This window comes from Megasphaera sp. NM10 (assembly GCF_000417505.1).
Taxonomy (GTDB): Bacteria; Bacillota; Negativicutes; order Veillonellales; family Megasphaeraceae; genus Megasphaera; species Megasphaera intestinihominis.
This window is the reverse complement of sequence record NZ_APHY01000035.1, coordinates 99536-112824: the sequence shown is the minus strand read 5'-3', so window position 1 is coordinate 112824 and position 13289 is coordinate 99536. Positions and strand designations below refer to the sequence as shown.

Annotated in this window: 8 protein-coding genes and 2 pseudogenes; 9 read left to right on the top strand and 1 reads right to left on the bottom strand. The window is 56.7% G+C overall.

Annotated features, from left to right (window positions below):
- The coding region (locus NM10_RS07230; RefSeq protein WP_020310933.1) for an efflux RND transporter periplasmic adaptor subunit at positions 1 to 484 on the top strand (484 nt) is incomplete at its 5' end.
- A gap of 11 nt (positions 485 to 495) precedes the next feature.
- Positions 496 to 3647 (top strand): annotated as a pseudogene (locus NM10_RS07225) (efflux RND transporter permease subunit).
- 332 nt (positions 3648 to 3979) lie between these two features.
- On the opposite strand, the gene nadE reads toward NM10_RS07225, so the two are convergent.
- Complete coding sequence (gene nadE / locus NM10_RS07220) at positions 3980 to 5881, bottom strand: NAD(+) synthase (RefSeq protein ID WP_020310932.1); 1902 nt, start codon at positions 5879 to 5881, stop codon at positions 3980 to 3982.
- Between the two features lie 162 nt (positions 5882 to 6043).
- On the opposite strand from nadE, the pseudogene NM10_RS07215 reads away from it, so the two are divergent.
- The 7 genes and pseudogenes from NM10_RS07215 to recO form a co-directional block, all read left to right on the top strand.
- A pseudogene (locus tag NM10_RS07215) lies at positions 6044 to 7588 on the top strand (DUF4080 domain-containing protein); the annotation flags it as partial.
- Between the two features lie 204 nt (positions 7589 to 7792).
- Complete coding sequence (locus NM10_RS07210) at positions 7793 to 8743, top strand: TIGR01212 family radical SAM protein (protein ID WP_020723917.1); 951 nt, start codon at positions 7793 to 7795, stop codon at positions 8741 to 8743.
- A gap of 14 nt (positions 8744 to 8757) precedes the next feature.
- Complete coding sequence (locus tag NM10_RS07205; protein WP_020310930.1) at positions 8758 to 9720, top strand: PhoH family protein; 963 nt, start codon at positions 8758 to 8760, stop codon at positions 9718 to 9720.
- A 15-nt stretch (positions 9721 to 9735) separates the two neighbouring features.
- Entirely contained in the window at positions 9736 to 10209 is a 474-nt protein-coding gene (ybeY, locus tag NM10_RS07200) for an rRNA maturation RNase YbeY (RefSeq protein ID WP_020310929.1), read from the top strand.
- Between the two features lie 19 nt (positions 10210 to 10228).
- Positions 10229 to 11122 (top strand): GTPase Era, encoded by an 894-nt coding sequence (gene era / locus NM10_RS07195; RefSeq protein WP_020310928.1) that lies wholly within the window; start codon positions 10229 to 10231, stop codon positions 11120 to 11122.
- 11 nt (positions 11123 to 11133) lie between these two features.
- Positions 11134 to 12483 (top strand): hemolysin family protein, encoded by a 1350-nt coding sequence (locus NM10_RS07190; RefSeq protein ID WP_020310927.1) that lies wholly within the window; start codon positions 11134 to 11136, stop codon positions 12481 to 12483.
- Positions 12455 to 13216: a DNA repair protein RecO gene (gene recO / locus NM10_RS07185; protein ID WP_239639648.1), complete on the top strand. Its 762-nt coding sequence runs from the start codon at positions 12455 to 12457 to the stop codon at positions 13214 to 13216. Before NM10_RS07190 ends, recO begins: the two co-directional genes overlap by 29 nt.
- Positions 13217 to 13289 lie beyond the last annotated feature (73 nt).

Genomic DNA, 13289 nt, shown 5'->3' with positions numbered 1-13289 from the left:
CCGGCAGCTGGGCGACCATCTCMKGCTCCGCTTGAGCGACGGCAGCATGTATCCTTATGAAGGCCATGTCACCCAGGTCAACCACGGCATGGATGGCAACTCTGGCTCGATCATCGTCAAGGCCGTCTTCGACAATCCGGATAATCTCCTCATCCCAGGCCTCTATGCGACGGTCGTTTCCGATACCCAGATCCAGCGCAATGCGCTGTCCGTACCGCAGCGCGCCGTCCAGCAGACGCTGGGTAAATATTATGTATCCGTCATCGACGGCAATGGCGAAGCCCAGAACCGGGAAGTCACGCCGGGCCAGAAAGTCGGCAAATTCTGGATCATCAACGATGGTCTTCAGGATGGCGATACGATTATCGTCGACGGCTATCAGAAGGCCAAAGGCGCTGCCTTGGACCAGCACCTGCTGACCAAGGCCGATATCGACAACGACAGCTCCGATACGTCGTCGGACACATCATCGTCAAATAGTTAGGAGGCGGGATCGTGATATCTAAGTTCTTTATCGACCGGCCTATCTTCGCTATCGTCATTTCGCTGATCATTTCCATCTTCGGCCTGTTGTCGATGGCGACTCTGCCGGTTGCCAAGTATCCGCAGGTCACGCCGCCGCAGGTCCGCGTCTCGGCTGCTTATATCGGCGCGAATGCCGAAGTCGTCGGCACGACCGTGGCCAGCGTCATCGAACGCCAGCTTGTCGGTGTCGATAACCTGGTCAATATGGAAAGCTCGACGAACGATAACGGGTCTTACTCCATGACCGTCCAGTTCAAGTCCGGCAGCGATGGTGATATGGACACGGTCAACACTCAGAACCGCGTCAGCCAGGTCCAGTCGACCTTGCCGTCAGAAGTTACCCAGACCGGTGTTACAGTCCAGAAGTCGACGAGTTCCATGGCTATGGTCTTCGCCCTGGTTTCGCCCAATGGCTCTTATGATGCGACGTTCATGAAGAACTATGCTACCCAATACTTCATGGATGAACTGAAATCCGTCCCGGGCATCGGCGACGTCCAGGAATTCGGGTCTGACTATGCCATGCGCATCTGGCTCAACCCGATGAAGATGAATATCTTGAAGATTACACCGACCGATGTCATCTCGGCTATCAGCACTCAGAATAAACAGGCCGCTGTCGGCACCATCGGCTCCCAGCCGTCGCCGAACAACCAGACCTACCAGTATACCCTGCGTACCGACGGCCGCTTGCAGACGGCGGAACAGTTCAAGAACGTCATCGTCCGCACCAATCCCGACGGTACCATGGTCCGCGTCGGCGACATTGCCGATGTCAGCCTGGGATCCAAGGATTATTCCGTTGCCAGTAACCTCAACGGCGGCAAGGCTGCCGGTTTCATGATCAGCCTGACAGCAGACGCCAATGCCATGCAGTCCGTCAGCGGCGCCCGCAAAGTCTTGGAAAAGGCGAAACAGTCGTTCCCATCTGACTTGGATTATAAGATTGTCTACGATAGCACGACCTTCGTTACGGCATCGATCCACGAAGTTATTGAAACCTTCATCGAAGCCCTGCTGCTGGTCGCCCTCATCGTTTACATCTTCCTTCAGAGCGGCCGGTCGACGCTGATCCCGCTCATCGCCGTCCCTGTATCCCTTCTGGGTACCTTTGCCTGCTTCAAGGTCCTCGATTTCTCCATCAACACCCTGACGCTGTTCGCCATGGTCCTGGCCATCGGCCTCCTCGTCGACGACGCCATCGTCGTCATCGAAGCCGTCGAATACGAAATCAAGTACAACGCCCGAAGTCCGCGGGAGGCGACGATCATCGCCATGCAGAACGTACAGAACCCGGTTATCGGTGTTGCCTGCGTCCTGGCCGCCGTCTTCATCCCCGTCGGCTTCATCAGCGGCATGAGCGGTATCCTCTACCGCCAGTTCGCCCTGACCATTGCCGTGTCGGTCCTCATTTCGGCCTTCGTCGCTTTGACCCTGACACCGGCCATGTGTGCGTCGATTTTGAATGTCCACAAACCCAATGACAACCCCAAGGGCATTTACAAGTTCTTCCAGAAATTCAATGATGCCTTCGATAGGCTCATCGCCTGGTATGGCCTGCGCCTGGCTCATTTGCAGCTCCACCTCAAATGGTGCGTGGCCTTCCTGGTCATCATCAGCGCCCTCACGGCAGGCGTCTTTAAAATCATGCCGACAGGCTTTGTCCCGTCGGAAGATAATGCCTTCGTCATGATGAACGTCACCTTGCCCGAAGGCATTTCCCAGACGGAAACGAAACAAGTCAGTGAACAAATCAGCAAATGGCTGGAACAGCAGCCGGGCGTGACCAGTGTCATGAATGTTGTCGGTTTCAGTATCCTGGCCAATGGGCCGAAATCGAATGGGGCTACGTCCTTCATCGGCATGAGTGACTGGGATGAACGTAAAGATAAATCCCTGTCCGTCGACGCCCTGGTCGGCAAGATCATGGGCATGGGCAATCAGATTCCTCAGGCTACGGTCATCGCCATGAACCCGCCGCCGATCGACGGCATGGGCACGTCGTCGGGCTTTACGATGCAGCTGGAAAACCGCGGCAGCCATACGACGGCCGAATTGTCAGCGATGGCACAGAAATTCATCGCCGCTGCCCGGAAGCGGCCGGAAATCGGGTCGGTCTACACGGCCTTTGCTGCCGATACGCCGGGCTATGAGCTCGACATCGACCGCGATAAAGTTGCCAAAGAAGGCGTTTCCCTGAGCGACCTCTATTCGACGCTCCAGTCCTTCTATGGTTCCTATCAGGTCAACGATTTCACCATGTTCGGTCGTAATTTTAAGGTCGTCGTTCAGGCCGCTCCGGAATTCCGTGAAACCATCGATGCCAATAACCACATCTACGTCCGCAACAGTGCCAACCAGCTCGTTTCGGTGGCCAACTTTGTCCGACCGAAAGCCATCGGTTCAGCGTCGATCCTCAACCGTTTCAACGACTATCCGGCCATCAAGATTCAAGGGCCCCGGCTAATGGCTACAGCTCCGGTGATGCCCTTAAAGCGCTGGAAGAAGTCGCTAAAGACACGCTCAGTGAAGGCTATGCCTATGAATGGAGCGGCATGAGCCGTGAAGAAGTCGAAGCCGGCAACAAGACGGTCTACGTCTTTGCCCTGGCTATCCTCTTCGTCTTCCTCGTCCTGGCCGCCTTGTATGAAAGCTGGAAAGTACCCTTTGCTGTTATGTTCAGTCTGCCGGCAGGCGTCTTCGGGGCTTCGGCCTTTGCCTACCTCCTGAACCAGCAGAATAACCTGTACTTCCAGATTGGCCTGTTGGCGGTCATCGGTCTGGCCGCCAAGAACGCCATCTTGATTATCGAATACGCTAAAGTCCGTGTCGATGAACGCGGTATGGATCCCGTATCGGCTGCTATCGAAGCCGCCAAGATCCGTCTCCGCCCGATCATCATGACGTCCCTGGCCTTCGTCGTCGGTTCCATCCCACTGGCCATGGCCAGCGGCGCCGGCGCCGCATCGCGAGTCGCGATGGGCATCACCGTCGTCTTTGGTACGTCCATTGCGACCATCTTCGGCGTCTTCCTCATCCCCATGATGTTCATCATCGTAGAAACATTCGGACACAAACGAGTCCGTCCTAAACAAACAGTCGGAAGACTGAAAGATATGTAGTATGAAAAAAGGCTTGTCGCATGTGCGACAAGCCTTTTTGAGTATTCAGTTTGTAGTTTTTAGTGAAGGTTTTTAAATTTAAAGCCATCTTCTACAAACTACGAACTCCGTACTACAAACTATAAAGCCAAAGGGACCTCACATGATGGCAGAAGCCTTCGTGCGATAGTCCCTTTTTTTAGTGGTTAGCGGATGGTTAAAAATTTGAAACCATCTTCTACAAACTCTGTACTACAAACTATGTTGAAAGAACAACCTCTCAGTCAGCTGCGCTGACAGCTCCCCTAGCAGGGGAGCCGGGCCACGAGCCACTAGCCACGAGCCACTAACCCCTAATCTCTCGCCAGCAGCCGTTCTTTCATTTCCAGGTAGCGTGTCGTGTAGTACGGTGCCAGCTGGGCTTCGCGCAGGTCGCTGCCGAAGGGGCGGCGGCTGATGGAGAGGATAGGCGGGCTCTGGATGCGCTTGGCGACGGCGAAGCCGGCGATGAGGCGCCACCACCGTTCCAGGTCGTCGATGAAGGCTTTTGCCGTCGGGAAGAGCTGATGGACATCGACGCTGCAGCCGATGTTCTTTTCCAGGGTGCCGTTGATGTACCATTCGAGGATGGTTTCCGGCGTGGCCCGCTGCCAGCGTTCGACGAAGGCGGCGAAGAGGTAGTCGTGATAGGGGTAGATGATCGGGTCGCCCTGGCCCTTGGTGATATCCTGCTTGTCCGACAGTTCGGCGCTGGGGACGATGTCGATGCTGCCCTGGGGCACGACTTCGCGCTGGAAGACCTGGTCATTGAGGTAGCGGGCCAGGTCGTAGACCTGATGCTTCCACAGGTCCGCCGTAGCCGCCAGGTAGCCGGCGCTGTCGCCGTAGAGGGTGGCGTAGCCGACGGACAGTTCGGCCTTGTTGGCATTGCACGTGAAGACGCCGCCAAAGGCTGCCGCCGCTGCGGCCAGGATACGGCTCGACCGGTCGCGGGCCTGGATGTTTTCTTCAATGAAACTGGTCAGTTCCAGATGACCCTTGTCCTGGCCTTTCTGGCTGAGCCCGGCTCCTTCGAACTGGTGCCGCGTCAGTTCCAGGCTGTCCTGGACGGGGACGACCGTGTACAGGCAGCCGATGTTGTCGGCCAGTTCTTTGGCCAGGCTCTTGGTCATGTCCGAGTTGTAGCAGCTGGGCATGTTGACCAGCAGAATGTTTTCCGGCGGCAGTACCGTCGCATAGAGGGCGGCGTTGACGGCCGAGTCGATGCCGCCGGAGACGCCGAGGACGACTTTATGGACGCCGATGGCATCCATGAAGGATTTCAGGCCGTAGTGCAGGCTGGCGTAGATGTCTTCGATGGGAGACTTTTCCGGCTGCAAGTGCGAAGGCGAGACGAAACGCTGGGCCTTTTCATCGAAGTCGACGATGACCATTTCTTCCGTAAAAGGCGTACATTCGACGTGCTGCGAACCGTCTTTCTGGTACGTGCTGCTGGCGCCGTCGAAGGTGTAGATGTTCTTGCCGTTGTTCTGGATACCCGTGCAGTTGACGTAGATGGCCGGGCAGTGGACCTTGTCGATGGCCTGGCCGAAGAGGCGGTGACGCCGCTGGGTCTTGCCCAGGGTGAAGGGCGAGTTGGAAATGTTGATGAACATGTCGATGTCGTACATTTTCCCTAAATAGCTCATGGGCTTGAAAGGATAGTTTTCATCCCAGCTGTCTTCGCAGATGAGCGGCCCCATGCGGAACTTGCGGCCGTCGTCGAAGGGAATCTGGACGGGCGACAGGAAGTCTTCCGGGAAGGCATGGCGTTCCTGGGCGACTTCGATGAGCGACGTGAAGTAGCGGATGTCGCTGAATTCGCGGTAGTTGGGCAGGAGCGTCTTGATGTAGAAGGGGTAGGGCGAGCGGGCCGGCGAAATCCAGCGGCCGTTGTAAGCGATGAACATGGTGTTATACTTCCGCGTCCGGCCGTCGAGGTTGACCCGGTCCGTCTCTTTGGCGACGTTGCCGAAGATGATGGCCATGCCGTCGGACAGGGCCTTGATTTCTTCACCGAAGCGGACGCAGTCGTCGATGTAGTCGGGCTGGTCCCAAATATCACCGATGAGATAGCCCGGAATAGCGAGCTCCGGGAAGACGATGAGGTCGCAGCCGGCTGCTTTGGCCTTGGCGATACATTCTTTCATGACGGCCGTGTTCTGCCGTGGATTGCCAGGGTGGACATTTGTCTGGGCAAGTGCTATTTTAAACAAGGAAAAGCCTCCTTTTCGTAGGGGAAAAACTATGTACTATCTCATCTTATCATAAAAAGGGGCAGGCGAAAAGGCTGTCCCCGGCCAGGGGCGGAAAAGACATGACAGAACGCCGTCCTTGCGGTATACTTAATACATATAAAAATTTAAAGAGAGGCTTTCATGAAAACACTGCTTACCATCTTGAATTCCAAATTCATCCAATCGTCCCTGGCCCTGCGCTGCCTGTCGACGGCGTGTGACCACCAGGGCGTCGCCGTGTCCGTAGCCGAATATACGATCAATCAGAACAGCTATGACATCCTGCGCCACATCGCCTCGTTCGAGGCCGACGTCATCGGCTTTTCCTGCTATATCTGGAATATCGAAATGACCTGTCATCTCATCGACCTGGTGAAACAGGTCTTTCCCCAGACCAAGGTCTTCGTCGGCGGCCCGGAAGTATCCTATACGGCCCGGCAGATACTGGAAGATTATGAGCATATTGATTACGTCCTCCAAGGTGAAGGGGAAGAGATGGTACCGGCTTTCCTGAAATCCCTGGCAGCCGGCCGCGATGGGACAGAAGTCCCCGGCGTCCTCGGCCGCGTCAGCGGCGTCATCCAGGGAGACGAGACCTTCCAGGAAGTAGAAGACCTGGACAGCCTGCCTTTTCCTTACGAGCATCAGGACTTCCGCGAACTGGACCACCGCATCATGTATTATGAAAGCTCCCGGGGCTGTCCTTTCCACTGCCAGTACTGTCTGTCGGGCATGAACGACCGCGTCCGCTTCCGCTCGGTCCCGCTGGTCCTGAAGGAACTGCAGGCTTTCGTCGATGCCGGCGTCCATCAGGTCAAATTCGTCGACCGCACTTTCAACTGCAGCCCGGCCCATCACCGGCCGCTCATAGCGTACATGATTGCCGTCGATAAGCCCATCAATTTCCACCTGGAAATCGAGCCCGGCGTCCTTACCGATGACGACATCGACCTCCTGGCCCAGGCACCGAAAGGACGGATCCAGCTGGAAATGGGCATCCAGACGACGTATGAGCCGACGCTCCAGGCCATCCACCGTCATAATGACTGGCCGCGCATTACGCATATCATGGAACGCCTTGTCGCCTTGGGGACGATGCATCTCCATTTAGACCTCATCGTCGGCCTGCCTTATGAAGACTACGGCCATCTGCGCCAGTCCTTCAACGATATCTATGCCCTGCACCCCCATAAATTGCAGATCGGTTTCTTGAAGCTCCTCAAGGGCTCCGGCATCCGCCGCGACTATCCTGACGATTACCGGTACGACCCGCAGGGGCCCTATGAAGTCCTGGCGACGACGTGGCTGCCTTATGAAAAAGTCGCCTATATGAAGGTCCTGGAAGACGTCTTCGAGCGGACTTATAATTCCGGGAAATTCACTTATTTCTTCAACTGGCTCGGCCGCCGCTATGCTCCGGATTATATGAAACTCTACGAGGCCTTGACAGACGAGTGGCTCGTCCTGCATAATGACCAAAAGGCCCTGTCCGATGAGTCCTTGTGTCATTTCCTCTGCCACTGCATCGAAGATATCCTGCCCCTGACAGAAGACCAGCAGCGCTTGGCCAAAGACCTGCTGGCCCTGGATATGCTGACCTTTTTCCGCTTCCGCCTCCATCCCGATTTCCTCGGCTGGTGCGAAGCGCCGCGCAGCCAGACCGACGCCATCTTCCGCGACGAAGCCTGGCTCCGCCAATTTGCCAGGGACTATCATTTCACCAACTGGCGCGACATCAAGATGCGCTATCGCATCTGGCCTGCCAGCCCGGCCCTGAAAGGGGAACTGCGCCGCTACGGGCCCGTCCCGGAAGGCGCGGCCTATATGCTGGCTGAAAAAAAGAAAAGACCGGGCCGAATGGTGCGCCATCCCGGTCAAAGGAGAACCATCGTGAACGAACGTTACCGCGTCTACTCGACGTATTTAAAAGAAACATATGGCGAAAAAGTCTATAAACTGCCTATCAGCATCCCCGATACCTGTCCCAACCGCGACGGGACCCTGGGCGTCCGGGGCTGTGCCTTCTGCGGTTCCATCGGCGCCGGCTACGAGAACCTGCCGGCGACGGTGACCATTGGCCAGCAGATCGAGCAGAACATGGCTCACATCAAGCCCAAGTACAAGGCCAATAAATTCATCGCCTATTTCCAGAATTTCACCAATACCTACCTGCCGCCAGAGCGTTTCCGGGATTACCTCGCCGCCGCCTGCCAGCCCGATATCGTGGCCCTGGCCGTAGCGACCCGGCCGGACTGTCTCAACGAGACCTATCTCGATATCATGGCTGACGTCAAAGAAAGGTACGGCGTCGATATCCTCGTCGAACTGGGCCTGCAGACGGTCAACTATAAGACCTTGGCCAAGATCAACCGCGGCCATACCGTTGCCGAATACATCGACGCCATGGTCATGCTCCGGGAGTATCCTTTCCGGACCTGTACGCATGTCATCCTCGACCTGCCCTGGGACACCATGGAAGACACCGTCGAGACAGCCAAGATCATTGCCGCCCTCGGCTCTGACGAAGTCAAGCTCCACGCCCTGTACATCATTAAGAACACGGCCATGGCCGAATGGTATGCCCAGGGAAAGATCAAGCTCTGGACCTGCGAAGAGTACGTCCGCCGCGTCGTGGCCTTCCTCGAATACAGCCGGCCCGATACGGTCTTCCAGCGTCTCATCGGCCGGGCGCCGAAAGAAGCGACGGACTTCGCCAACTGGGGCATGGGATGGTGGCGCATCCGCGATATGATCGATGAAGAACTGGAAAAACGCGGCACCTGCCAGGGAGCCCGCTGTGACTACCTGCACGGCAAGGCCGTCCGTAAATTCATGAAATAAAGGAGTATCTCACTTTGGTAGAAAAGAAACTGCAATTTTCCGATTTGCGTGAAGCCCGGGCCGTCCTGGGCATGAAAGACGAATTCCTCAAGACGATGCAGCGCGAATTCCCGGACTGCCGCATTGCCGTCCGCGGCGATACGGCCATGATCGTCGGCAGCGAAGAGGATGTGGCCTATGTGACCGAAGTCTTCCGCGTCCTGCGCTACTTGTTCCGGGAAAATACCTATCTGACGACGCAGCACGTCCGCTATTCGGCCAGACTCATCAAAGAAGCCCAATCGGAGGCCCTGCACAACCTCTATGAAGATACGGTCGGCATTTCTGCCCGGGGCCGTCTCATCAAGCCCAAGACGCTGGGCCAGAAACGCTACGTCGATTCCATCCGCAAGAACCTGGTCACCTTCGGCATCGGTCCGGCCGGGACGGGCAAGACCTACCTGGCCGTAGCCTTGGCGGCTTTTTATCTCAAGAACCGCGAAGTCGAACGGATCATCCTGACCCGGCCGGCTGTCGAAGCCGGGGAAAAACTGGGCTTCCTGCCCGGTGACCTGCAGGAAAAGATCGACCCGTACCTGCGCCCGCTCTACGACGCCCTGGCCGACATGTTCGGCTATGACCAGTTCCAGAAGATGATCGACCGCAACATCATCGAAGTGGCGCCACTGGCCTACATGCGCGGCCGGACCCTGGAAGAATCGTTCATCATCCTCGACGAAGCCCAGAACACGACGCGGGAACAGATGAAGATGTTCCTCACCCGTATGGGCAACCACTCGCGGGTCGTCGTCAACGGCGATGCGACCCAGATCGACCTCGTCGACCGGCGCATGTCGGGCCTGACGGAAGCCGAAAAGATACTCAAAGACGTCCGCGGCGTCGGCATGGTCTACTTCAGCGATGAAGACGTCGTCCGTCACGATATGGTAGGCCGCATCATCAGGGCCTACGAAACTTATTATCATCACGATCACTAGATTGGGGGAATTGCCATGAATATCAACATCAATTACGAAGATCCGTCGTTCCAGCACGATGAATATGAAAAAGTCATCGACCGCGTCTGTGAAGAAGCCGCCCTGGTCTACGACCTGGGGCCGAAGGCTGAAATCAGCATCCTTCTGTGCCATAACGACTATATCCATACATTGAACAAACAGTACCGCAACATCGACCGGCCGACGGACGTCCTGTCCTTTGCCCTCAACGAAGGGGAGGAAGACGGCTATGACGGTCCCGATACGGCCCTCTTGGGGGATATCATCATTTCTCTGGAAAAAGTCCAGGAACAGGCCGACGAATACGGTCATTCCTTTGAACGGGAACTGGCCTATCTGACCATCCACGGCATGCTGCATATCCTCGGCTATGACCACATGGAACCGGACGATAAAGCAGAAATGCGCAAAGAAGAAGAATTCATTTTACAGCGCCTGGGCTATGTCCGCGAAGGCGAAGAATTATAAGGGAGGAATTACGATATCTATGGAATCATTTAAATCGGGTTTCGTCGCCGTCGTCGGCCGCCCGAATGTTGGCAAGTCGACACTCATCAACCGCATCATCAAGCATAAAGTCTCGATCGTCTCCGATAAGGCACAGACGACGCGCAACCGCATCCTCTGCATCCATACGGACGACGAATGTCAGATCGTCTTCCTCGACACGCCGGGCATCCACAAGCCGAAACATAAGCTGGGGGAATTCATGGATGAAGCGGCCTATCAGTCCCTGCGCGACATCGACGCCGTCCTGTTCCTCATCTCGGGCAATGAAAAGAAGGGCCCTGGCGACCTCTTCGTCCTGGATAAGCTGAAAGACGTCGGCGTTCCGGTCTTCTTGATCATCAACAAAGTCGACCTCATGACGAAAGAAGAGATACTGCACAAGATTACGGAATATGCCGAACTCTATCCTTTCGCCCAGGTCATCCCCATTTCCGCCCTGAAAGGGGACAACGTCGATGCCGTCGTCGACGAACTGCGCAAGATCCTGCCGGAAGGGCCCAAGTATTTCCCTGACGACATGATCACGGACCAGCCGGAACGCCTTTTGGTCGCTGAAATCGTCAGGGAAAAGCTCTTCCGCTGTACCCGCGATGAAGTGCCCCATGCCATCGCCGTCTATGTCGAAGAAATGAAGGACCGCGGTCACAATAAGGTCTATATCCGGGTCACGGTCTATGTCGAACGGGATTCGCAGAAGCGCATCGTCATCGGCAAGAACGGCACGGTCCTCAAAGAAGTAGGCAACCTGGCCCGCCAGGAAATCGAAAACCTCCTCGGTTCTTCGGTTTACCTCGACATCTGGGTCAAAGTCAAGCGGGACTGGCGCAATAAGTCGGGCGCCCTCAGCGAATTGGGCTATAAGAACGAGTAGGGGGCTGCATGATGGAAGTACAATCAATCGTCCAATGTCTGCTCGTCTTTCTCATCTGTTTGGCCGTCAGCGCCATCTGCGTCACCGGTAAATTCGCCTTTGCCCAGCTGCGCCGGGAATACCTGGAAGAACTCGTCCGCGACGGCGATACGTCGCTGAAACCGCTCTTGTCCCTCTACGACAAGCCCATCGTCTTTCTGGGGACGGCCCAGCTCGGCATGGCCTTGTCCGGCCTCATCGCCGGCGCTGCCGGATTCTGCGGCCTCTATGGCCTCTACGGCCTGCTGGCTCCGTATATCGGCCATACGTGGCTCATCTGGCTCATCGAAATCTGCGCCGGTATCGTCCTCTGCTTCATCCTCTGGGTCTTTGGCGAGCTCATCCCCAAGTCCATCGGCCTCCAGCGCCCGGAAAAGAGCCTCAAGGCCCTGCGCCGCTTCATCCAGCCCTGGAGCCGGCCCTTCATGCCCTTCATCCTCTTCGGGAACTGGCTGGGCCGGGCCATCCTGGCAGACCGCAACCTCGATGTGACCAATGAAATCGATATGGACCATTCGGAAGATGAAATCCGCATGCTGGTTACGGCCAGCCACAAGGAAGGGAAAATCGACCAGGTCGAAAGCGAACTCATCGGCAACGTCTTCGATTTCGCCGACCGCCTGGCCAAGGAAATCATGGTGCCCCGCCAGGACATCGTCTGCCTCTATACGGAAGATACGATGAACCAGCATTTGCAGACCATCCGCCAGTCGCGGCATACGCGCTATCCCCTCTGTGAAGACGATAAGGACCACGTCCTGGGCCTGGTCCACATCAAGGACATCATGGACCTCTATATCCACAAGCGCAGCAACTTGAACCTCATCAAGCGGCCGATCCTCATGGTCCCGGAAATCATGCCGGCATCGAAGCTCCTCCAGCTCATGCGCATGCGCCGGACCTACCTGGCCATGGTCGTTGATGAATACGGCAGCACCGTCGGCCTCATCGGCCTGGAAGACATCCTGGAAGAACTGGTCGGCACGATCCAGAACGAACACACCCAGGAAAAAGAAGAAATCCAGCCCCTGCCTGACGGCGCCTATGAATTTGCCGGGACAGTCCTTCTCGACGACGTCGAAGAGCTGCTGCACATCCCCGTCGAAGACGATGTCGATACCGATACCATCGGCGGCTACGTCTTCAATGCCCTGGGCCATACGCCGAAAGTCCACGACGAAGTCACTATCGGCGCCTACTGCTTTACAGTCCTGGAAATGCAGCGCTTCCGCATCGTCCGCCTGAAAGCCGTACCCCTGCCGGGAGCGGCTGCCCCTGGGGAAGACAGCGGGGATGAAGAAGATAAGACTCATGAATCGTAGCGGCTACTATGGCCGCAAACCGTCGCGGTCCTATGAAGGCATCATCCTCACCGTCCGCAAGACCAGTGCCAAACAGCTCGTCGTCACGGTCCTGACCCGGCAGGCCGGCATCCTCCACGTCCTGGCCCGCCGCAGCACTCAGGGCAAGATGGGCTACGGCGCCTTGACGCCTCTGGCCGAGATGACCTTTGACGTCTTTGAAAAAGACGGCGTCTACACGCTGACGGAATACGACTGCCGCAGCAACCAGCGCCTCCGCGAGCTGACTTGGGACGGCTATATCTATTCGCAGATCTTCGTCGAAATGGTCCTCTTCATGGCCGGCGGCGGAGCCGATGAAGTCCTGTACGATCTGGTCCGCCTCTATAGCCGGGCCATCGAACTCAAGGACATCCGCATCGTCACCATCATCGCCGGCTGGCAGCTCATGGCCCTGACAGGCTTCCTGCCGGACATCGACACGGCCCGCGTCTTCTGTCAGGGCCAGGGCTACTGCCGGCAGCCCGTCTATTACATCGACGATGAAAGGCCGGAAAACATGAAAGAACTGCCTCTGACGCCGTCTGTACGCCAGACCTGGAAGACCCTGGTCCACTATCCCTGGGGAACCCAAGAAACCGTGAACCTGCGCATGGCCGACCTGAAATTCCTGGAAGCCCTGCTCTACAACTACGTCAACCAGTGCAGCGAACGCCAGATGAAGACACCGGAATTATTAGTGGCTCGTGGCTAGTGGTTCGTGGCTCGCGGATCGCGGATCGTAGGGGCGGCCCACCTGGCTCTCTTGATAGGAGAGCTGTCAGCAA

Coding starts and splice junctions, on each gene's coding strand:
- ybeY (WP_020310929.1), top strand. CDS start 9,736: ATGAATATCAACATCAATTACGAAGATCCGTCGTTCCAGCACGATGAA.
- era (WP_020310928.1), top strand. CDS start 10,229: ATGGAATCATTTAAATCGGGTTTCGTCGCCGTCGTCGGCCGCCCGAAT.
- NM10_RS07190 (WP_020310927.1), top strand. CDS start 11,134: ATGGAAGTACAATCAATCGTCCAATGTCTGCTCGTCTTTCTCATCTGT.
- recO (WP_239639648.1), top strand. CDS start 12,455: ATGAAGAAGATAAGACTCATGAATCGTAGCGGCTACTATGGCCGCAAA.